Source organism: Acinetobacter kookii (genome assembly GCF_900096895.1).
GTDB lineage: Bacteria > Pseudomonadota > Gammaproteobacteria > Pseudomonadales > Moraxellaceae > Acinetobacter > Acinetobacter kookii.
In genome coordinates this window covers 82,946-105,394 of sequence record NZ_FMYO01000008.1, presented here as the reverse complement: position 1 = coordinate 105,394, position 22,449 = coordinate 82,946, and the positions used below count along the sequence as shown (strand labels likewise).

The window sequence follows — 22,449 nt, the reverse complement described above, 5'->3', positions numbered from 1 at the left end:
GCTTACCAATGCTCACCTGGGAACAAGCGTGCATACGCTTTTTGCACCCAGTTTAATTTTTGTGGTTGACCTACCGAAGCAGAAGAGCTTGGGAACAGGTTATAACCAATTGACATCAGTTTATTGTTGATGTCTGGCGCAATTGAGTAGGTGATTGAAGCCAGGCGCCCTAAGTGGGTCGCTACTTTTTTCGGACGTTTCACGATCGCATAGGCAATCAAGTCGGCTGCCTGTTCAGGAGACAGGGTAGGTACATATTTATAGATTTTGGTTGGCGCAATCATTGGAGTGCGAACCAAGGGCATATAAATTGAGGTAATGGCAATTTTGTGCGAATGAACTTCGGCAGACAGACAGCGGCTAAATGCATCCAGAGCAGCTTTAGACGCTACATAAGCGGAAAAACGTGTTGCATTGGCCAAGACACCAATCGAACTGATATTGATGATATGACCATCCCGGCGAATCATCATTTGCGGCAGAATATTCATCACTAAACGCACTGCACCAAAGTAATTCAGCTGCATGGTACGTTCAAAATCATGGAATCGGTCTGTCGATTCATGAACTGCACGGCGAATTGAGCGTCCTGCATTATTGATGAGGATATCGATATGGTCTACAGAGGCCAAAATTTGTTTTGATACTTCATCAATAGATTCCATGTTATTTAAATCACATGGAAAAACAGAGGCCTTGCCGCCTTTGGCTTCAATTTCTTGTTTAACTTGATCTAATGTTTCTTTGGTACGAGCCACCAACAGAACGTGGGCACCGGCATCGGCAAGTTTATGTGCAGCGGTTAAACCAATACCACTAGATGCACCAGTAATTAAAACAACTTTGCCGTTGACTCGATTCTGAAAAAGTTTCTCTAGTTTAGAATTCACAATATTTTCCTGGTTTCAATAGAATAAAAATTTAGATTATTTTTTTAGTTGATTCTAGCGCTCAAAATTTGGGGAATTTAAGCTATTCTCGAGTTGACTATAATAGCGGATATAGGAAAAAAATCTAGGAATAAGTTATTGAATTTACAAATATAATTAGAGTAATTGCTCTATTATTATGCTAATAATAATTTAATTTTTACCATGAATTAAAACCAAAGCAAAGAGAAATAATCAAAAAATGATAACCCAATAAAAGTAGCCTTCTTCCGTTTAGGAAAAAGGCTACATTGCATTCTAATTAAAAGCTTTAAACTTGCGCCAGTGCCTGTTCCAAATCTGCAATTAAATCATCAATATGCTCAATCCCAACCGATAGGCGAACCATATCAATACTCACCCCTGCAGATTTCAGTTCTTCTTCATTGAGCTGACGATGGGTGGTGGTGGCAGGATGGCAGGCCAGACTTTTGGCATCGCCAATATTCACCAGACGGGTAAAGAGTTGCAGGGCATCAATAAAACGGGTTCCGCCTTCACGGCCATCTTGCACACCAAAAGACAGGATGGCAGATGGTTTACCTTTCACATATTTTTGTGCCAAAGCATGCTGTGGATGATTTTGAAGGCCGGCATAATTGACCCATTTCACTTTCGGGTGCTGCTGTAAATATTCCGCGACCTTTTGTGCATTTTCAGTATGACGTTCCATACGAAGGTTCAGTGTTTCCAGACCTTGCAAGATCAGGAACACGCTGAGCGGACTAATGGCGGCACCGGTGTTACGTAACGGCACTACACGTGCACGGGCGATATATGCCGCTTCACCCAAAGCTTCGACATAATTGACCCCATGATAGCTCGGATCAGGCGTATTCAGGACTTTGAAACGTTCAGGATATTTGCCCCAAGGGAATTTACCGCTATCCACAATCGCACCGCCGATCGAGTTGCCGTGACCGCCGATATATTTAGTCAATGAATGCACCACAATGTCGGCGCCATATTCAAAAGGTTTCAGCAGGGCAGGCGTGGCAACGGTATTATCGACAATCACCGGTACGCCGTATTCATGGGCAATTTTAGAGATGGCTTCCAGGTCAATGATATTGCCGAGTGGATTACCGATGGATTCCACAAACACCAGTTTGGTTTTATCGTCAATTAAACCACGCAATGCTTCAGGGTCTTGATAATCAAAGAATCGAACTTCAATGCCCTGTTTAGGCAAAGTATGGGCAAACAGATTGTATGTGCCACCATACAGCGTTGAAACCGATGCAATATTGTCACCGGCTTCGGCAATGGTCTGAATGGCATAGGTAATCGCTGCCATTCCTGATGCCAAAGCCAAAGCGCCGATTCCGCCTTCCAGGGCAGCCAGACGTTGCTCAAGCACAGCTGTGGTAGGGTTCATGATGCGGGTATAAATATTGCCCTGAACCTTTAAATCGAACAAATCAGCCCCATGTTGAGTATTGTCAAAGGCATAAGAAGTCGTTTGATAAATGGGTACCGCGACCGCTTTTGTGGTTGGTTCTGGGCTGTACCCTGCGTGAATCGCTAAAGTTTCATCTTTGTAAGTCATGTTTACATCATCTAAGTGAGTTAATTTTTCGGTTGCTTATATAAGTCAGTCTATCATCTGTGAATATGAATAAAAGTGCGTATTACAGAAAAGAATATCTAATTTTCTTATATATACAGGTTTTATTCAGTCAGATTTACATAAAACTGAGTGTGTACCATTATGTTTAAAAAACCAACATGCCATTAGTTGTAACATTCTATTGAAGATGAATGCTATGCCTTATTTTTTTTGCACTTTCATCGTATAATGCCCGCCAAATATTTGTTCGCATACTGCGGTAGGTAGAGTGCGAATGTTGCTTTTTCTATAGAGGAGTCCTACGTGGCCCAATATATTTACACGATGAACCGTGTGTCCAAAATGGTTCCGCCTAAGCGCGAAATCCTGAAAGACATCTCTTTATCATTCTTTCCAGGCGCAAAAATTGGTGTGCTTGGTTTAAACGGTGCAGGTAAATCTACCTTGCTTCGTATTATGGCTGGCGTAGATAAAGATTTCTCTGGTGAAGCGCGTGCACAACCAGGTATCAAAATCGGTTACCTCGAGCAAGAGCCACCCCTTGATCCTAACAAAGACGTTCGTGGTAACGTTGAAGATGGTTTACGTGAACCGCTTGATGCTTTAGCGCGTCTGGATGAAGTATTTGCAGAATATGCAGCAGAAGATGCAGACTTTGATGCGCTTGCAAAAGAGCAGGAAAAGCTGGAAGCAATTATCCATTCTTGGGATGCACATAATATTGTAAACCAGATGGATCAAGCTGCTGCGGCATTGAACCTTCCAGCTTGGGACGCGGACGTGACTAAGCTTTCGGGTGGTGAACGCCGTCGTGTAGCGCTTTGCCGTTTACTGCTTTCTAAGCCAGACATGTTGCTTCTTGATGAACCGACGAACCATTTGGATGCAGAATCTGTATCTTGGCTAGAGCGCTTCCTGAAAGATTTCCCTGGCACCATCGTGGCGATTACCCATGACCGTTACTTCCTGGATAACGTTGCGGAATGGATTCTGGAGCTTGACCGTGGACATGGTATTCCTTACCAAGGCAACTATTCTTCTTGGCTTGAGCAAAAGAATGCCCGTTTAGAGCAAGAGAACAAGCAAGAAGAATCTTTTGCCAAAGCCTTGAAAAAAGAACTTGAATGGGTTCGTTCAAATGCCAAAGGTCAGCAAAAGAAAAACAAAGCGCGTATGGAGCGTTTTGAAGAGCTTAACTCACGCGAATTCCAACAGCGTAATGAAACCTCTGAAATCTACATTCCACCTGGTCCACGTCTGGGCAATAAGGTGGTAGAAGTTGAAGGCATCAGCAAATCGTTCGGTGACAAACTGCTGTATAAAGACTTGTCTTTCACAGTTCCGCCTGCTGCGATTGTGGGTATTGTCGGTCCTAACGGTGCAGGTAAAACCACACTGTTCCGTATGATGACGGGCGAACAACAACCAGATACCGGTACGGTAACCTTGGGTGAGTCGGTTAAAGTGGCTTACGTGGGTCAGATCCGTGACACCTTGGACGATAACAAAACCGTTTGGGAAGAAGTATCCGGTGGCCTGGATATCTTGAAGATTGGTGATTACGAAATCGCATCACGTGCGTATATCGGTCGTTTCAACTTTAAGGGTCAAGATCAGCAAAAACGTGTAGGCAGTTTATCGGGTGGTGAGCGTAACCGTTTACAGCTTGCGAAAATCCTGCAAATGGGCGCAAACGTGATCCTGCTGGATGAACCATCGAATGACCTGGATATCGAAACCTTACGCGCACTTGAGGATGCAATTCTTGTATTCCCGGGTACTGTGATGGTGGTATCGCATGACCGTTGGTTCCTGGACCGTATTGCAACGCACATCTTGTCATTTGAAAATGAAACACCAGAGTTCTTCACCGGTAACTATACCGAGTTTGAGGAATATCGCCGTAAGCGCGATGGTGATGACCTGGCAACGCGTCGTCAAAAATATCGTAAAATCGGTGCTTAATTCCCGATTTTGATGTGAAAAAAACCAGCCTTCGGGCTGGTTTTTTTATTACAGTGCAATTTGAGAATAACTCTGCATTAAAGTCCTACGGGCTTCTGGATGACCTTGCTTGGCTGCTTTTTCCAACCATTCTTGAGCATGGGTGTAATTTTTATCTAAACCTAAGTCACCATTCAAATAACATAGGCCGAGTCTATACTGAGAGTCACGATGTCCTTTTAATGCGGCACTTAAAAAGTTCCACATTGCATTTCGATTGTCATGAATGGAGGGGTCTTCATCTGACATGGAATGGGTGGAATGGTTTTTAAACATGGAATGATGTTCGATCGCAAGCTGCTCGAAAAATTGTCCCTGCGCAAATTCCCAATTTGCTTCATTGATGGTTGGATTGTGCATTCCTTGCAACTGTTGATCTGAAGGACTCAGTAAGGCATCTACGATCTTTTTTATCTTATTCACGATCATAATCAACTCCTTTCTACATGTTAGATTGTCATAAATCTAATTATTTCAATGTAACGATTTTTTTTAAGTAAAGTGCAATTAATTTGTAAGTAAATGAATTTTTTTATTAATTTAAAAAAGGTGAACCAGGTTTTGATGTTGATTATCAATATAATATAAAACTGAATAGCTTTCATATTTTATACAGAGCTTTTTAATGACTGTAGCGGACATTCGATTTTGCCAAACAACTTGCTTTATATTCGCAGTGTGCTAAAAAAATAAATTTATAGTATTTATCTCTCTTGTTTAGGGATAAATTATTTTTATAAATAAAAATAATTGGGAGTTGCAATGAGTGGACATCACGGACATGAACATAGTCATGCAGTGGTGACGGAAAGTAATGCCCAAAAGCTGACCTTTGCTCTGGCGCTCACAAGCACTTTTCTCATTATTGAAGTGGTTGCGGGTTTCGTCACTGAAAGTTTGGCCCTGCTTTCCGATGCTGCACATATGTTTACCGATGCGGCAGCCTTGGCCATTGCCCTGGTGGCGATCAAAATTGGCAAAATGCCAGCAGATGATAAAAGAACTTTTGGTTATCAGCGCTTTGAAATTCTGGCCGCGCTGTTTAATGCCTCGATGCTGTTTGTTGTCGCCATTTATATCCTGTTCGAAGCTTATCAGCGTTTTAGCCATCCACCGGAAATTCAAAGTCTGGGCATGCTGGGTGTGGCGGTCATTGGCTTGGTGATTAACCTGATTTCGATGCGGATTTTATTTTCCAGTTCCACTGAAAGCCTGAATGTGAAAGGTGCTTATCTGGAAGTTTTAAGTGATGCGGTGGGGTCGATCGGGGTGATTATTGGCGCTGCGATCATCTATTTCACTGGCTGGATGTGGGTGGATACGCTTATTGCGGTGCTGATCGGTTTCTGGGTGTTGCCAAGAACCTGGATTTTGCTTAAGCAAAGTATCAATATTTTGCTGGAAGGGGTTCCGGAAGAGATTGATATTGAGCAGTTGCGTAATGATCTTTTGAGCTTACCAGATGTGGAAAGTATTCATCAACTGAAAGTTTGGGCTATTACCTCCAAGAATGTCCATCTGACTGTACATCTCTATGCGCCTGAGGCAGACCATAATCTGTTATATCAGCAGGCTTTGGAAATGTTGAGCCATCAACATGGTATTGCGGAAATAACGTTACAGATTGAAGATTATGAATGTGGGCTGCATTCCTCCTGTCATCGCCATGATGATCACGAAGAACATTTATCTCATCAGGAAGATTCACACCAGCACTGAAACTGATGTGAAATCGAATCTATTTTAGATTTCCCATTCGTGATTACATTCACGGCATTTCCATTTCTTTTGCGACTGCATAAAGCCTTGCATGGAAATTTTAAAATCTGGCAGGTCGCGGTAAAACAGGAAACCGGCAATCACGCAGATGATAAAGGCCACTACTGTTGCAACTTGTAGGGTAGAGCCTGCACCATCGCCAAAAATCCACATTGCAATACTAATTAAAACCAGCAGCAATAAGATAAAGACTGCAGGAATAAGAAAGACGAGGCTTTTAGGAACTACAGGGCGTACTGCAGGGCTACCGGCTTGAGCGACAGGCATAATTTTAGGGCTTTGGCATTTTGGGCAACGGTATTGCATTACAACTCCATCATTTTAATTTATCGCTTATTTTAATCGGAATGACACAGAAAGCAAAAACAGCGCAAATAAAAGTTGAGAAAAAATTGCGGCAATAAAAAACCCAAGTCGCAATGCTTGGGTTTTTTATCAGATGACTACAAGTGTATTGTAGCCATCTTGAATATGGCGTCCCTACGGGGATTCGAACCCCGGTTACCGCCGTGAAAGGGCGATGTCCTAGGCCTCTAGACGATAGGGACAATTGAGGCAACACAAAAAAGGTGGAACTTGGTGGAGTCAAGGAGGATCGAACTCCTGACCTCTACAATGCCATTGTAGCGCTCTACCAACTGAGCTATGACCCCAGCTTGTGTGAGCGCAATATTAGGGGTATTGCGCTCACACGTCAACTATAAAATCAATTATGCTTCATCAACTGCATCATTTTTCGGCAATTTTAAGCTTTCATTGAGTTTTTCCCAGGCTTTTGCTTCTTTTTTGCTCGGACCGCCCACAATTTCCAGGGCATGGCGTAAACGTGCAAAAGTTAAATCGGGACCAATCGTTACCATGGATTGCATTACCGGGGTTGAACTGGTTGAACCGGCAATGGCAATGAAGAAAGTTGGCATAAAGTCACGAAGCTTAATTTCCATCTGGTTGGCCAGGTCCATTAAGGTCTGACTCACCGTGTCATTATTCCAGGTGAACAGGCTTTCCAGACGCCAAATGGCAAACTGCAAGCTTTGACGAACCTGTTCCTCGGTCAGTTTCTTGCTTTCAAACTGTTCTTTGCTGATGCTCGGGAACTGGTTGAAATAGAAACCTGCCCAATTCACGGCTTCAGAAAGCAGGTTAATACGCGGCTGAATGGCAGCGGCAATATTTTCCAGGGTGTTGCGGTCAGATTTCCAGGTCAATAAGGTATTTAACAGTTCGGCAGGAGAGAGCGCTTTAATCCATTGACCATTGAGCCAATTCAGTTTTTCCACATCAAAGATCGGACCGCCAAGGGATACACGTTTAATGTCGAAATGCTCAATCATTTCTGCCAAAGTGAACTTTTCACGTTCATCTGGCATTGACCAGCCCATACGGCCCAAATAGTTCAATAACGCTTCTGGAAGTACGCCGATGTCTTTGTAGTAATTGATAGAAGTCGGGTTTTTACGCTTAGACAGTTTTGATTTGTCCGGGTTGCGAAGTAATGGCATATGACCCAGTACTGGCATTTCCCAGCCAAAGTATTTGTAAAGCAACTGGTGTTTCGGTGCCGACGGTAACCATTCCTCACCACGGAAAACGTGAGTGATTTGCATCAGATGGTCATCAACCACATTGGCAAGATGGTAAGTCGGTAAACCATCGGTTTTGAGCAAAACTTGCATGTCGACTTGAGCCCAAGGAATTTCAACTTCCCCACGCAGTAAGTCATTGACTTTACAAGTGCCTTCTTCAGGTACTTTCATACGAATCACGTGGGGCTCACCTGCGGCAAGGCGACGTGCAACTTCATCCTGAGACAATAATAAACCACGGCCATCATAACGTGGCGTTTCGCCACGCGCTTGCTGTTCCGCACGCATTTGGTCCAGTTCTTCCGCTGTGGCGAAGCAGTAGAAAGCATGGCCTTTTTCTACCAGTTCCAAAGCATATTGTTTATAGATGCCCATACGTTCAGACTGGCGGTAAGGCGCATGTGGACCACCCACATCCGGACCTTCTGACCAATTTAAACCTAACCAGCGCAATGAATCTAAAATCATTTTTTCAGATTCAGGGGTGGAACGCAGTTGGTCGGTATCTTCAATACGAAGAATAAATTCACCGCCATGCTGTTTAGCAAAACATAAGTTAAACAAGGCAATATAAGCAGTGCCTACGTGTGGAAAGCCAGTAGGAGAAGGCGCAATACGAGTACGGACAGTCATAACCAATATTTTTCAGAATGTGAATGGGGACTATTATAACGAAAAAGCCTAATCACTTAATGTTAAATTCAACATTGAAATGATTAGGCTAAATCGGAACTTCTAAAGGGGTACGAAGTTCGCTGTTGAGTTAAGAACTGCTTTGAGGGAACAGTGCTTGCACAAAACGGCTAAATTTCTGGTTTTGAGCAGCAAAGAAGCTTTGAGTTGGTGCAACTTTAATCTCGGTCAGCATTTTTAAATCGTTATCGGCACGTAAGGTGTTTCCACCTTGTTTTTGCTGTTGCAGGGCTTTTTCAATCAATGAAGACTTTTCAGCGCCTAAAGTCACTTTGCCTTCAGTACCTTTAATTACAGCTGAATGTCCCAGCTGAGCCATAAACCCTAAAGTTAAACTTAAGCTAAACGCTTGTATAACTGCTGCATATCGCATTTTCACACCCCCCCTTTTCCGGTGCTGGAATTTTATATATTGTTTTAATCCGATGAGTGACTACCATTTAATCACACAAAAAAATACAAAAGTAGAACTGGATCACACTTTTTTACAAAATAATAAAATACCTATAAACATTGTGCTCTTTGTATCAAAAGAATATGGAGACAACATGGAGAATGAGGAAAAACAACAAGCTGGAAATTTATTCGGAGTTTTTTAGTGCTAAAAATGCATTTTAAAGCATTTTTATGGATATCTTTAAAAACGATTTTTAATCAATAAAATATTATAAGTGTGTGATTGTTAAAAATATTTATGATTTATATAGTGGCCTCATTATTAAATAAAAGTTAAATAAAAGGGTTACACATGAAAAAAATACTCGCATCTACTCTTTTGGTCTTGCTGGGGAGCATGGGCACGCAGAGTTTCGCCGCGAAAGATTTCCTGAATGTCTCTTATGATCCGACCCGAGAATTTTATCAGGACTATAATCAGGCCTTTGGTGCGTACTGGAAACAACGTACCGGACAGGAGATCAATTTCAAACAATCTCATGGCGGTTCAGGCAAGCAGGCACGTTCCGTGATTGATGGTTTGCAGGCTGATGTCGTGACCCTGGCGCTAGCCAACGATATCGATGAAATTGTGAAGGCGGGCCTGATCCATAAAAACTGGCAAAAGCAGTTTCCGAACAATTCTGCACCTTATACCTCGACCGTGGTTTTTCTGGTTCGCAAGGGGAATCCCAAAAATATTAAAGGCTGGAACGATTTAACCAAGCCGGGTGTGGAAATTATTACGCCAAATCCGAAAACTGGCGGTGCACCACGCTGGATTTACCTGTCTGCATGGGGTTACGCGTTAAAACAGCCGGGTGGCAATGATGCCAAAGCACGTGAGCTGGTGAAAAAGCTTTATGCTAATGTAAAGGTGCTGGATTCTGGTGCACGCGGTTCTTTAACCACTTTTGCTGAGCGTGGGATTGGTGATGTGCTACTGTCTTGGGAAAATGAGGCTCTGCTGGCGACCCAAGGCCTGGGCAAAGACAAATATCAGATTGTTTATCCATCCATTTCAATTTTGGCAGAACCATCGGTAGCGATTGTCGATAAAAATGTGGATAAGGACGGCAACCGAAACCTGGCTAAAGGTTATCTCAACTATCTATATTCGCCAAAGGGGCAAGAGCTGGCAGCACAATATTTCTTCCGCCCGCGTAATTCACAGGCGGCAGCGAAATATGCGGCACAATTTCCAAAAATCAAACTGTTTACCATTGGTGATGTGTTTGGCGGATGGGCGAAAGCACAAAAAACTCACTTCGTGAATGGCGCCATTTTTGACCAGATCTATAGCGAAAAAAGTTAATATTTTGATCGTGATCAAGCATTAAAATCAGAAAACGGCTAACTTTGTTATCCGTTTTTTTTATATCTAATCCATAAAAATCTATATATCTTGAATAAGTATAATGTTGTCGTTATTTTTGTATCTAAAACAGTAGATTAAGAAGAAAAACCTTTCATCTTAATCGGTTATGCCTAAATTTGATGAATTGCGAATTATGACTTTATTTCATATAGTTAGCATTAATGAAGATAATTGATCTGTATTGTCATGAAAACTCAATTCAAAGCCTTATACAGTGCAGCATTGCTTGCTAGCGGCATTGCTTTTACTGCCACTTCTGCTCAGGCGGCAGACCGTGAATTTTTAAATGTATCTTATGATGCAACACGTGAATTTTATGATGAATTCAACAAGTCTTTTGGTGCTTACTGGAAAGAGCGTACTGGGCGGAGTGTGAATTTTAAACAGTCTCATGGTGGTTCAGGCAAGCAGGCACGTTCCGTGGTGGATGGGCTGAAAGCGGATGTTGTCACTTTGGCCTTGGCAAATGATATTGAAGAAATCGTCAAGTCGGGTCAGATTCAGCCGGGCTGGCAAAAAGAGTTCCCGCATAACTCTGCACCTTATACTTCGACCATCGTTTTTATGGTACGTAAAGGTAATCCAAAGCATATTAAAGACTGGTCTGACCTAACCAAGCCAGGCGTACAGATTATTACCCCGAACCCGAAAACCGGTGGTTTACCGCGTTGGGTATATTTGTCTGCTTGGGGTTATGCACTGAAACAACCGGGCGGTAGCGATGCCAAAGCCAAAGAGTTCGTGGGCAAAATGTACCGCAACGTCAAGGTGATGGACTCGGCTGCACGTGCTTCAATGACTACATTTGCTGAGCGCGGTATCGGTGATGTGTTATTGACCTGGGAAAATGAAGCTCTGGTAACTCAAAAAAGCCTGGGTAAAAACAAATTTGAAATTGTTTATCCATCTATGTCTATCTTGACTGAACCATCGGTTGCAATCGTAGATAAAAACGTAGAGAAAGATGGCAACAAGTGGTTAGCCAAAGGTTATATCAACTACTTGTACTCACCATTGGGTCAGGAAATGGCAGCCAAGTATTACTATCGTCCGCGTAATCCGGAAGTGCTGGCTAAATATTCTGCTCAATTCCCGAAAATAAAAACGTTTACCATTGATGAAGTATTTGGTGGCTGGTCCAAAGCACAACAGACTCACTTTGTGAACGGTGCGATTTTTGACCAGATTTATAATGCCAAGCGTTAATTTTGCCTGATCTAAAAAGCCAATCCTGAGGGATTGGCTTTTTTTTGGCAGCCAAGATGAAGAGTGAAGCATCATTTTTAAATCATATCAAACTCACTAAAAGATAAAAATCACATGCAAGATAGAATAGATTTGCGGTGAACCCGGTTTGAAACGGTTTTCTCTATGAAAAGTAATATTTCCCTACAAAAAGTCGTTTGGAGCTTTGTTAAAACAAGGTAATAATGTGCAGTTACATTTTTCCTAGTATTGATTGAACCCTTATGTCGCATATTTCTGTATTACTTCACGAAACTGTTGATGCCTTGTTGGCAGACCGCAATACAGGAATTTATGTCGATGGGACCTTTGGTCGCGGCGGTCATACCCGTTTATTACTGTCTAAGTTAGATGAAAATGCCCGTGTTTATGCCTTTGATAAAGATCCGCAAGCTTTGCAAACAGCGGCGGTATTGGAACAGGAAGATTCACGCTTTAAGATTATTCATGCCAGCTTTGCCGATTTAAAACAGGAACTGGAAGCGCTGGGCATCGACCAGGTGGATGGGGTGATGGCAGATTTAGGCGTGTCATCTCCACAACTGGACCAGGCGGAACGTGGCTTTAGTTTTATGAAGGATGGGCCGCTGGATATGCGCATGGATAACTCGCAAGGTCCAACGGCAGCCGAGTGGCTGGTAGATATTGAAGAGGAAGCCCTGGCGAATATTATTTTCCAGTATGGCGAAGAGCGTTATAGCCGCCGTATTGCCAAAGCCATTAAGGCAGCCGGTTATATTGAAACCACGGCTCAACTGGCTGAAATTGTCAAAGTTGCCCATCCGAAATGGGAAAAAAATAAACATGCTGCAACCCGAACTTTTCAGGCGATTCGTATTGCCATTAATAAAGAATTAGAAGATATTGAAGCTTTCTTGCCACAGGCTGTGGAAGTTTTAAAACCCGAGGGACGTTTGGCGGTCATCAGTTTCCATTCACTGGAAGACCGTCTGATTAAACAATTTATTCAAAAAGAATCGACTTTAGCGGAAGATACCGGTTGGGGATTGCCACAAAAACGGGAAGATACCCGTCGTTTAAAGAAGATTTCCCGAGTCCGTGCCAGTGAAGAAGAGGTCAAAGCCAACCCTCGTTCTCGCAGTGCATGGCTTAGAGTTGCAGAGCGCTTAGCTTCAAAAGGCGAATAATGAAAACTGAAGTTGTTGAAAAGAAAACCGACAAAAAGCCGATGAAAAAACTCATCAGCTATATCGTTTTGCTGCTGCTGGTCTTTCTTAGCGCAATCATGGTGGTATTCCAGGTATTTGAATATCGTCATGATTATCGCGAATTAAGTTCATTTATGCGGGAAAGGGATGATCTGAATGCAGAGTGGGGGCGTTTGCTGATTGAGCAACAAACCTTTGGTGCGACGGCGCAAATTGGCACACGTGCGGTCACGCAATTGCGCATGTACTCACCTCCTACGGCACAGACGGTTGTAATTTCTTTACCAATGACTTCAGACGATAAAAAATAAGGCTAGCTGTAATTATGGTGGATAAGAGAACAAGTCAGGCAACACGCAAAAAGCAGCAGCCGATTACCGAGAAAAATGCCCTCAGCGTAGATATGTGGCGTTTTTATCTGATGTGGGGCGTGGTTCTACTGTGCTTTCTGGCCTTGGTCGGTCGTGCATTTTATGTGCAGGTGATCAATAAGGACTTTTTGCAAAACAAGGCCAATGCTAATATTTTGCGAACTGAAAAAATCAAGGCGATGCGTGGTGTCATTTATGACCGTCATGGGGTGCCTTTGGCCATTAGTACGCCGGTCATGAAGGTGGTGATTGATCCGCGCGACTATTTTGAAACCAAAAAACTGTTTGACGAGATTACTGCCGAACTGGCTAAAGATCCTCATAACCGCAAACTGAAACGTCAGTTACCGGATAAAAACCTGAATCTGGATGAACTTGCCGATGCGGTGGGCATGGATCGTGCCGAGCTGAAAAAGAAAATGAATGAGCGTCCGCGTTCACGTTATCTGGTCCTGCAAAAAGAAATTCCACCCCAGCAAGCGGAGCTGATTGCCAAACGTGAATTCCAGGGCGTTTATACCGAAAAGAACTATAAGCGTTATTATCCGCAGCCGCAGCCGAATGCCCAGATTATTGGTTTGACCAACAGTGAAGGCGTAGGGATTGAAGGTCTGGAGATGCAGCTGAATAAGGCTTTGTCTGGTCATGATGGCGAACAGCAGATTGTGCGGGATAAAAAGGGCAACCGTTTTAAAGACCCTGAAATTATCAAGGAAGTTGAAGCCGGGGAAAATATTACCTTAAGTATTGATTCACGGCTGCAATATATTCTGTACCGTGAATTGACCGCTGCTGGTGTGGCGAATAATGCGCGTTCTGCTACAGCCATTGCTGTGGATGTCAAAACCGGTGAGATTCTGGCCATGACCAGCTGGCCGTCTTATAACCCCAACGACAAAAAAAGTTTAGCCAATAAAGACGCTATGCGTAACCGCGGTGCAGTGGACTCATTTGAGCCGGGTTCGACCATGAAACCGCTAACGGTGGCAATGGCGCTGGAAAGTGGCAAATATACCGCAAACTCTATCGTGAATACATCACCGGGCAGTATGCGCATTGGTAATCATACCATTCGGGATACGCATAACTATGGCGCACTGACTCTGGGCGGCATCATCCAGAAATCATCCAACGTTGGGGTGGCAAAAATTGCCTTGTCACTGCCTTATGCCACCCTGCCGACTTTCTATAAACGTGTGGGCATGGGGCAGCGTTCTGCGGTGAAATTCCCGGGTGAAAGTGCGGGCCTGATTTTGCCGCCAAGCAAATGGAATGTCTCGGAAGTGGGCACCATGGCCTATGGTTATGGCCTGAATGCGACCGTACTACAAATTGCCGATGCTTATGCCATGATTGCCAATAAAGGCGTGAAGATGCCTTTAAGCTTGTACAAGCTGGATCAGCCACCGAAGGGTGAGCAAATTGTCGATGCAAAAATTGCCGAACAGGTTTTGTTGATGATGGAAGCGGTGACATTGCCGGGTGGTACGGCACAGCAGGCGAATATTCCAGGTTATCGTGTCGCAGGTAAGACCGGTACCGCGCATAAGTTACGTGCAGACCGCAAGGGGTATTCAGACAGTGAATACCGTGCGCTGTTTGCCGGCATGGCACCGGTCAGTGATCCGCGCCTGGCGATGGTCGTTGTGGTAGAAAATCCGAAAGGACAATATTACGGCGGTCTGGTGGCAGCGCCGGTATTTGCACGTGTGATGCAGGAATCCTTACGTTTGATGAACGTGCCTTTAGATAAACCTTTAGATACTCCCAAAATCCAGTAACAGGTGATGAATGTCGATTACATTTCAAGATCTCTACAGCACTGAGAAAACCACTGGATGGATGAGCAAGCCATTCGCTGGCTTTAGTTTAGATAGTCGTAAAGTTGACCCAGGGCAAATTTTTATTGCCCTGACTAGTTTTTCCCAGCCTGAAAAAACCTTGCAGTTTGCACAGTCAGCTTTGGCGCGTGGTGCCTTGGTTGTGGTCAGCGAAACGGATTTGGGTCTGGAAAATAGTATAGTAGTACCGAATGTCCGTCATTTAATGGGACAGTGGCAAAAGCAATATTTACAGGCAACCCAAGCTGTAAATGCTGCGCGCATTATTGCCGTGACAGGAACCAACGGTAAAACCACCATCTCGCGTTTAATTGCTGAACTGTTGATGTTGCAAGGTAAGCAATGTGCCGTGATGGGAACCACCGGGAACGGTATTTTGCCGAATCTTGAAGCCTCTACGCATACCACGCTGGATGCCTTGCAGCTGCAAAATGCCTTGCATGGCTATGCGCAGGCCGGTGCTGAATTTGCAGCGATTGAAGCCAGCTCGCATGGTCTGGAACAGGGCCGTTTGAATGGCTGCGATATTGAAATTGCGGCGTATAGTAACTTGAGTCGCGATCATCTGGATTATCACGGCACGCTTGAAGCCTATGCTGAAGCCAAGTCGCGATTATTCAAGTTTTCCAGCTTGAAAGTGGCCATTATCAATATTGATGATGAGCATGCGCAGGTCATGATTGAGGCTGCGCAATCAAATCCGGCCCGACCGAAAATTTTCACTTATTCAATCACCCAAGCAGCTGACTATCGGGTTGAAAATATTCAATATAGTTTAACCGGTGCATGCTTTAAACTGGTCACCGCGGATGGTGAATTTGACGTAAATAGCCCGTTACTGGGGCATTTTAACGTGGAAAATCTTGTGGCGAGCCTGATTGCTGCACAGCAGGCAGGTTTCAAGCTGACCGATTTGATTGCTGTGGCACCGAAGCTGCAAGGTGCGCCGGGTCGTATGCAGGTAATCCGTGATGGCGAGCGTCTGTTTGTGGTCGATTATGCCCATACGCCAGATGCCCTGATTCAGGTACTGACCACCTTAAAACGCCATGTAGCGAAAAATTTATGGGCAGTCTTTGGTTGTGGTGGCGACCGTGACCGGGGCAAGCGTCCGCTAATGACCCAAGCTGCTCTGGATCATGCCGATGTTGCGCTGATCACTTCTGACAATCCGCGTACCGAAGACCCGGAACAGATTTTTGCCGACATGAAAGCCGGCATTGATTTTTCAGCGCATCGAGTGCATGAAATTCATGACCGCCGTGAAGCGATTAAATTTGCAGTGAAGCAGGCTCAGGCAGGTGACATTGTGGTTATTGCCGGAAAGGGGCATGAAAACTATCAGGAAATTGATGGCGTACGTCATTGGTTTGATGATGTGGTTGAAGTACAGGCAGCCATTGATGCACAACACCACACCCCAGATTCAGCTTATCCTGCACAATAGGAAACCATCATGCATACATCAACTACCAGTACAGTGCCTTTGGAACCGTGGACAGCAGCACAACTGGCTGAAGCCACCCAGGGTTACTGGTTGAATGAGAAAGTGCCTCAAGGCGCAATCAAACGGATTTTGACCGATTCACGCTTTGCGGAAAAAGGCGATGCATTTCTTGCCCTGCAAGGTGAACGTTTTGATGCGCATGACTTTGTTGCCCAAGTGGCAGGTAAGGGCTGTGAAATCACAATTGTCAGCCATCCGGTAGATGCTGATATCTGCCAGCTTGTGGTTGCTGATACCCGTCTGGCATTGGGACATCTTGGGGCTTATCGCCGTGCACAAAATTCACAATTGAAAGTGATTGCGCTAACCGGCAGTAGTGGTAAAACCACTACCAAGGAAATGCTGGGCAGTATTCTATCTCGTTTGGCACCGACCTTAATTACCCGTGGTAACCTGAATAACGATTTAGGTGTACCGATGATGTTGCTCGAGCTGCGTGCTGAACATCAATATGCGGTGATGGAGCTTGGCGCAAGCCATCAGGGTGAGATTGATTACACCTCCAATCTGGTTCAACCGCATGTGGCCGGGATTATCAATATTGGTACTGCACATTTGGGTGAGTTTGGCGGACGCGATGGTATTTGCCGTGCCAAATCGGAAATTTATGGTCATATTGCCAAAACAGGCACTTCAATCGTTCCCGCTGCCGATGATTTTGCCGAATCCATCCGTCAGGCCGTACAGACTGAAAAAGTCTTGAGTTTCGGACAGGGCGGAGATGTTTTTGCCACAGAGATCGAGTTGCATGCCCAATCTTCCCGCTTTACTTTAAATACCCCTCAAGGTGTGCGCCAGATCAACCTGCCATTTGCCGGTGAACACAATGTGCAGAATGCCACGGCGGCAGCTGCTTTTGCGCTCGCGATCGGTGTTGCGCTGGATGATATTGTGACAGGTCTGGAGCAGGCGAAAGGTGCCAAAGGCCGTCTGAACTTCATTCATACCGCGAAACATCTGTTTATTGACGATACTTACAATGCCAATCCGACGTCCATGCGCGCTGCAGCCGAAGTGCTGGCACAGCAGGAAGGCGTCAAAGTGATGGTGATTGGCGATATTGGCGAATTGGGTGCAAGTGCTGCACAGCAACACTATATGCTGGGCCGTGATCTGGTTTCGGTACCGGGAGTTCATTTTGTGGTTGCCGTGGGGGAATTCGCTCCGGCTACCCAAGAAGGGGCTCGCAGCACCCAGTATGGCAAAAAACTGCAGGCCTTCCTGACCCAGGCACAAGCCCTTCCTTTTCTACTTGGTTTAATTGAAACACATCAACCTCAATCCATGAGTTTCCTGTTTAAAGGTTCTCGCTATACCCACATGGAAACATTGATGGCTGATTTGATGGAGAAACTTTAATGCTGTTATGGTTATTTGAACACCTGGCCGGCTATCATAGCTCGTTCGGCGTGATCCGTTATTTAACATTACGTGCGCTGCTCAGTGTTTTAACCGCATTGACCATTGGACTGGTTTTGGGTCCGGTGATGATCCGTAAGCTCCAGGCTTTAAAATACGGACAGGCAGTGAGTTCTTTTGCTCCTGAAAATCATGCCAAAAAAATGGGAACCCCGACCATGGGCGGGATTCTGGTCCTGCTGTCGATTGGTATTTCCACCCTGTTGTGGGCCGATTTATCCAATCCTTATGTCTGGATTGTATTGGGCGTGATGGTGATTTTTGGTGCCGTCGGCTGGGCGGATGACTGGATCAAGGTACGCTATAAAGACAATGCCGGTCTGCCTGCACGGAAAAAATTCTTCTGGACTTCGGTTGCTTCTTTGGGTGCCGGTATTGCCCTGTATGTGATTGCGACCCAGCAGGCCAATCCTGTGCACACCAGCAACATGCTAGACCTGCTGATTCCCTTCTTTAAAAACCTGACCATTCCATTATCCGCTATTCCTTTAGGGATTGGTTTTATTATCTTTACCTATCTGGTGATTAACGGGGCATCCAATGCGGTGAACCTGACCGATGGTCTGGATGGTCTGGCAATCATGCCGATTGTGCTGGTTGCTGCAGGTTTGGGCGTATTTGCTTATCTGGCCGGAGATGTCCGTTTTGCCAATTATCTGCATATTCCTTATGTCAAATATTCCTCTGAACTGGTGGTGATCTGTGCCGCCATGATTGGTGCCGGTTTGGCCTTTCTTTGGTATAACGCGCATCCCGCACAAGTATTCATGGGCGATGTCGGGGCTTTATCCTTAGGCGCAATGCTGGGTACCATTGCAGTGATGGTTCGTCAGGAAATCGTATTTGCGATTATGGGCGGGGTATTTGTGGTAGAAGCCATTTCAGTGTTCCTGCAAATTGGTTCCCTGCGTATGCGTAACAAGCGTGTCTTCCTTATGGCGCCGCTACATCATCATTACGAGAAAAAAGGCTGGCGTGAAACCCAGGTGGTGATTCGTTTCTGGATTATTACGATTATGCTGGTAGTTTTAGGCTTAATGACCTTAAAATTGCGTTAAGCAAATATTCGAAAAAAAGCCGGCATTTGCTCCCACATCTGCCGGCTTTTTTTATCGCCTGATTTCAGGCACTGGAGAAAAATATGAATCTGCTGATGTGTCCTGTCTGTCATGAAGCATTGCAACTGACCGGAAAAACATGGCACTGTGTCAATAACCACAGTTATGACGTGGCCAAACAGGGCTATGTGAACCTGCATGTAGTACAACACAAGCACAGCAAGAATCCGGGCGATACGCCTGAATCGGTACAGGCGCGCCGTGCATTTTTAAGTGGCGGTTTTTATGCGCCTTTGCAACATGCAGTGGTTGAAAAAATTCGTGAATTGCGCGTTGAAAATTTGCTGGATATTGGCTGTGGCGAAGGCTATTACACCAATGCCATGCAGGCAGAAGTGCTGCAATGTGTTGGCGTGGATATTGCAAAAAATGCCGTACAGGTTGCGGCTAAGCTCAATAAAAATATGACCTGGGTAGTAGGAACCGGAGCCACCTTGCCGGTACTGGATGCGTCAATTGATTTATGTACCAGTCTGTTTAGCCCCATTCCCAAACAGGAAATATTACGGGTACTGAAACCGCATGCCTATTTGATGGTGGTCACGCCTGCAACAGAGCATTTATATGCCATGCGTGAGGCACTTTTTGAAGAGGTGAATCCGCATGAACCGTATAAATTTGTCGCCCAGCTGGAAGATGCTTTTGAACTGGTAGAAGAGAGAGTGGTGGATGCGCCATTTACCTTGCAACAGGCTGATTTAAAGCATTTGATTGCCATGACGCCTTATGCTTATAAAGCCAAGCCAGAACGTCGTCAGGCTCTGGAACAGAAAGACCAGTTTGAGTTAAAAGCCCAATTCCAGATTTATCTATTTAAAAAGAAAGCTTAAAAGTAAGTGCAATAAAAAGCCCTCAATTGAGGGCTTTTTATTGTGTTATTCAAATACATCAATCAGATTATCCAAGGCATCCGGCTTGTTGTTTTGTTTTTGCATATCTGGCGGGTTGGCATTTTCCGGAACCAGGATTTCTTCTCCCGGAAGATCGTCAAAGTCGCGTTCCGGTGCCCGCACTGGAGCCACGGGTGCCGGACGATACAATGGACGAGCCAAAGGCGGAGAGGAACGATCTGTCTGGACTGGTTCGCCTACAGTAATCGTCTGATTACGATTGGCCGGGGCTTTGGCATTTTTGTCGAGACGTACCCAGGCTGCCGGTGTACCTTTTAAGGCATTGCCCATAAAGTTGGTCCAGATTGGCAGTGCGGCAACACCCCCATATTCACGCCGACCCAGCGTGGTTGGCTGGTCAAAACCGACCCAGGCAACCGTCACCAGTTTGCCATTAAAGCCTGCAAACCAGGCATCCTTAGCATCATTGGTGGTCCCGGTTTTACCGCCAATATCATCACGGCCAATTCTGAGTGCGGCACGTCCGGTACCATGTTGAATCACATCACGTAAAATATTGGCCATGTCATAAGCAGAGCTTGATTTTAAGACACGCTGTGCCTGGCGGTACTGGCTTTTTGCTTCATCCAGTTCAAGCTGAGCCAGTTCTTTTTCCTCTGGCAGCATCTGATTGGTGACGTGAATCACTTCATCATCCGGGGTAACCGGTTCTGCAGATACCGTTTCTTCATCATTTTGATTGATGCAGGAAATGCAGGCATAGTCCGGATTGCTTTGGTAAATCACTTTGCCATAGGCATCTTCAATACGGTCAATAAAATGCGGCTGAATGCGGTAACCGCCATTGGCGAAAGTGGCATAGCCTGTCGCCATCTGGATCGGAAGAACTTGAGGTGTACCTAAGGCAATCGTGTAATTTCGCGGGATCTGATTTTCATGCAAACCGAAATCCATCAGTAATTGTCGGGTACGTTCAATGCCCACCGTTTGCAGCAGGCGAACCGATACCGTATTTCGTGATAAATACAAGGCACGACGTAAAGGAATCATGCCCAGATAACGGCCATCGGAATTTTTCGGTGACCATTTGCCAATCGTGATCGGGCTGTCATTGACCATGCTGTAGGGGGTCATGCCGCGCTCAAGTGCCAAGGCATAGACAAAGGGTTTGATGGTGGAACCCGGTTGGCGCCAGCCTTGTAGAGCACGGTTAAATTTGGACTGATAAAAATTATATCCACCGACAATCGCTTCAATTGCGCCATTGTTGGGGTTTAATGCAATCAGCTGGCCTTGAACTTTAGGAATCTGTACCAGTGCCCAAGAGGTTTTATTGTCGTTCGGGCGTAATCGGATAATATCTTTTACTTTCACGATTTGTGAAGCAGTGCGTGGAGCAGGGCCAACGCTGTTGGCATTTCTGTAAGGAGATGCCCAGGACATGCCTGACCAGGGTACAGTCACGGTAGAGCCATCCTGCATCAAGGCTTCAAAAGTGTTTTTCTCGACTTTAATCACCTTGGCAGGATAGGTATTTGCATAAGGGGTGAAATCGCTCAGTGGTTTGTCATGTGCTTCAGCACCTCTCCAGCCATGTCGGCGGTCATAGGCTTCCAGGCCTTCCTGTACGGACTGTTCTGCGAAGGCCTGACGTTGGCTATTGATCGTGGTATAAACTTTATAGCCAGAATCAATTGCTTGTTCACCAAACTTTTCCACCAATTCTGAACGGACCATTTCGCCGACATAGGGATATTTATTATTGATGCCACGGTCTGGCATATCGAGATTAACCGGTTCAGCAATGGCCTGCTTATACTGAGCCTGATTGATATAACCCAACTGCAGCATGCGACCCAGAATCCAGTTGCGGCGTTCTAAGGCACGGGTAGGGTTAACCACTGGGTTGTATTTTGAAGGTGCCTTGGGCAGGCCTGCAATCATGGCCATTTGAGCAATACTGAGCTGATCCAGATTTTTGTTGTAGTAAATTTTTGCAGCTGCAGCAATCCCGTAAGCATTCTTACCCAAGAAGATTTTATTCACATATAAGGTGAGAATTTCTTCCTTGGTCAGGTTCTGTTCAATTTTACGTGCCAGGAAAATTTCAGTCAGTTTGCGTTTTAGCGTACGTTCAGGCGTTAAATAATAGTTTTTTGCCACCTGCATGGTAATGGTGGACCCACCGGTTTGCACGTTTGAACCGGTGATGGTTTCACTCACCGCACGACCTAAACCTTTAAAGCTAATGCCGCTATGTTCAAAAAAAGATGAATCTTCTGCCGCCAGAAAGGCAGAGATAAAAGGTTTGGGAATCTGTTTGTATTCCACCGGAACGGATAATTTCCCGCCATACTCGGCAATCAGCTCATTATCAGCACTATATACTTGTAAAGGTTTTAATAACGGTGCCTTTTTTAAGGTAGTCATTTTAGGTAGGGATGGGGCAATATAGAGATACATGCCATAAAATCCCATAGGAATTGAGACCAAAACTATAATTATGATCAAAAAAAATGGATGAACATGGCCCGAACGTGATAGCTTTTTCATA

The 22,449-nt window shown here is 44.9% G+C and carries 19 protein-coding genes and 2 tRNA genes; 12 read left to right on the top strand and 9 right to left on the bottom strand.

Translation table 11 applies throughout. The annotated features are described in order from the left end of the window. Positions 1 to 2: 2 nt before the first annotated feature. Positions 3 to 890 (bottom strand): SDR family NAD(P)-dependent oxidoreductase, encoded by an 888-nt coding sequence (locus BLP85_RS11505; protein WP_092820224.1) that lies wholly within the window; start codon positions 888 to 890, stop codon positions 3 to 5. Between the two features lie 310 nt (positions 891 to 1,200). Continuing rightward, a complete protein-coding gene (locus tag BLP85_RS11500) occupies positions 1,201 to 2,478 on the bottom strand; it encodes an O-acetylhomoserine aminocarboxypropyltransferase/cysteine synthase family protein (RefSeq protein WP_092820223.1) in 1,278 nt (425 codons plus the stop codon). A gap of 324 nt (positions 2,479 to 2,802) precedes the next feature. On the opposite strand from BLP85_RS11500, the gene ettA reads away from it, so the two are divergent. Then, positions 2,803 to 4,464, top strand: a complete 1,662-nt coding sequence (gene ettA / locus BLP85_RS11495) for an energy-dependent translational throttle protein EttA (RefSeq protein ID WP_092820222.1) — start codon at positions 2,803 to 2,805, stop codon at positions 4,462 to 4,464. A 48-nt stretch (positions 4,465 to 4,512) separates the two neighbouring features. Here ettA and BLP85_RS11490 read toward each other — a convergent pair whose 3' ends face one another. Continuing rightward, entirely contained in the window at positions 4,513 to 4,932 is a 420-nt protein-coding gene (locus BLP85_RS11490; protein ID WP_092820221.1) for a tetratricopeptide repeat protein, read from the bottom strand. Between the two features lie 333 nt (positions 4,933 to 5,265). Here BLP85_RS11490 and BLP85_RS11485 point away from each other — a divergent pair, with 333 nt between their 5' ends. Further along, the gene (locus BLP85_RS11485) at positions 5,266 to 6,222 is read left to right on the top strand and encodes a cation diffusion facilitator family transporter (RefSeq protein WP_092820220.1); all 957 of its coding nucleotides are present in this window, start codon (positions 5,266 to 5,268) and stop codon (positions 6,220 to 6,222) included. A gap of 24 nt (positions 6,223 to 6,246) precedes the next feature. Here the strand turns inward: BLP85_RS11485 and BLP85_RS11480 are convergent, their stop codons facing one another. The 5 genes from BLP85_RS11480 to BLP85_RS11460 all read right to left on the bottom strand — a co-directional run bounded on the left by BLP85_RS11480 (position 6,247) and on the right by BLP85_RS11460 (position 8,934). Further along, the gene (locus BLP85_RS11480; RefSeq protein ID WP_086197221.1) at positions 6,247 to 6,588 is read right to left on the bottom strand and encodes a zinc-ribbon domain-containing protein; all 342 of its coding nucleotides are present in this window, start codon (positions 6,586 to 6,588) and stop codon (positions 6,247 to 6,249) included. Positions 6,589 to 6,754: 166 nt separating this feature from the next. Further along, a tRNA-Glu gene (locus BLP85_RS11475) sits at positions 6,755 to 6,830 on the bottom strand. 29 nt (positions 6,831 to 6,859) lie between these two features. After that, positions 6,860 to 6,935, bottom strand: a tRNA-Ala gene (locus BLP85_RS11470). Positions 6,936 to 6,992: 57 nt separating this feature from the next. Then, positions 6,993 to 8,501, bottom strand: a complete 1,509-nt coding sequence (gltX, locus tag BLP85_RS11465) for a glutamate--tRNA ligase (protein ID WP_092820219.1) — start codon at positions 8,499 to 8,501, stop codon at positions 6,993 to 6,995. Between the two features lie 130 nt (positions 8,502 to 8,631). Then, positions 8,632 to 8,934 carry a hypothetical protein gene (locus tag BLP85_RS11460; RefSeq protein ID WP_092820218.1) on the bottom strand — a complete coding sequence of 101 codons (303 nt, stop codon included), beginning with the start codon at positions 8,932 to 8,934 and terminating at the stop codon, positions 8,632 to 8,634. A gap of 52 nt (positions 8,935 to 8,986) precedes the next feature. Here BLP85_RS11460 and BLP85_RS14970 point away from each other — a divergent pair, with 52 nt between their 5' ends. The 10 genes from BLP85_RS14970 (at position 8,987) to BLP85_RS11415 (ending at position 19,874) form a co-directional block, all read left to right on the top strand. Further along, entirely contained in the window at positions 8,987 to 9,160 is a 174-nt protein-coding gene (locus tag BLP85_RS14970; protein ID WP_171259709.1) for a hypothetical protein, read from the top strand. A gap of 149 nt (positions 9,161 to 9,309) precedes the next feature. After that, a complete protein-coding gene (locus BLP85_RS11455; protein ID WP_092820217.1) occupies positions 9,310 to 10,311 on the top strand; it encodes a sulfate ABC transporter substrate-binding protein in 1,002 nt (333 codons plus the stop codon). 249 nt (positions 10,312 to 10,560) lie between these two features. After that, on the top strand, positions 10,561 to 11,580 hold the full coding sequence (locus tag BLP85_RS11450) for a sulfate ABC transporter substrate-binding protein (protein WP_092820216.1): 1,020 nt from the start codon (positions 10,561 to 10,563) through the stop codon (positions 11,578 to 11,580). A gap of 263 nt (positions 11,581 to 11,843) precedes the next feature. After that, positions 11,844 to 12,767, top strand: coding sequence for a 16S rRNA (cytosine(1402)-N(4))-methyltransferase RsmH (rsmH, locus tag BLP85_RS11445; RefSeq protein ID WP_092820215.1), 924 nt, complete (start codon positions 11,844 to 11,846; stop codon positions 12,765 to 12,767). Then, on the top strand, positions 12,767 to 13,099 hold the full coding sequence (gene ftsL, locus BLP85_RS11440; protein WP_092820214.1) for a cell division protein FtsL: 333 nt from the start codon (positions 12,767 to 12,769) through the stop codon (positions 13,097 to 13,099). The genes rsmH and ftsL overlap by 1 nt, the downstream gene beginning before the upstream one ends. 14 nt (positions 13,100 to 13,113) lie before the next feature. Next, positions 13,114 to 14,940, top strand: coding sequence for a penicillin-binding protein PBP3 (gene ftsI, locus BLP85_RS11435; RefSeq protein WP_092820213.1), 1,827 nt, complete (start codon positions 13,114 to 13,116; stop codon positions 14,938 to 14,940). 10 nt (positions 14,941 to 14,950) lie between these two features. Beyond that, a complete protein-coding gene (locus tag BLP85_RS11430) occupies positions 14,951 to 16,447 on the top strand; it encodes a UDP-N-acetylmuramoyl-L-alanyl-D-glutamate--2,6-diaminopimelate ligase (protein ID WP_092820212.1) in 1,497 nt (498 codons plus the stop codon). Positions 16,448 to 16,456: 9 nt separating this feature from the next. After that, positions 16,457 to 17,866, top strand: coding sequence for a UDP-N-acetylmuramoyl-tripeptide--D-alanyl-D-alanine ligase (locus BLP85_RS11425; RefSeq protein WP_092820211.1), 1,410 nt, complete (start codon positions 16,457 to 16,459; stop codon positions 17,864 to 17,866). Then, on the top strand, positions 17,866 to 18,984 hold the full coding sequence (mraY, locus tag BLP85_RS11420; protein ID WP_092820210.1) for a phospho-N-acetylmuramoyl-pentapeptide-transferase: 1,119 nt from the start codon (positions 17,866 to 17,868) through the stop codon (positions 18,982 to 18,984). Before BLP85_RS11425 ends, mraY begins: the two co-directional genes overlap by 1 nt. Positions 18,985 to 19,067: 83 nt before the next feature. Then, positions 19,068 to 19,874, top strand: a complete 807-nt coding sequence (locus BLP85_RS11415) for a putative RNA methyltransferase (RefSeq protein ID WP_092820209.1) — start codon at positions 19,068 to 19,070, stop codon at positions 19,872 to 19,874. A gap of 45 nt (positions 19,875 to 19,919) precedes the next feature. Here the strand turns inward: BLP85_RS11415 and ponA are convergent, their stop codons facing one another. Beyond that, positions 19,920 to 22,448, bottom strand: coding sequence for a penicillin-binding protein PBP1a (gene ponA, locus BLP85_RS11410; RefSeq protein ID WP_092820208.1), 2,529 nt, complete (start codon positions 22,446 to 22,448; stop codon positions 19,920 to 19,922). Position 22,449 lies beyond the last annotated feature (1 nt).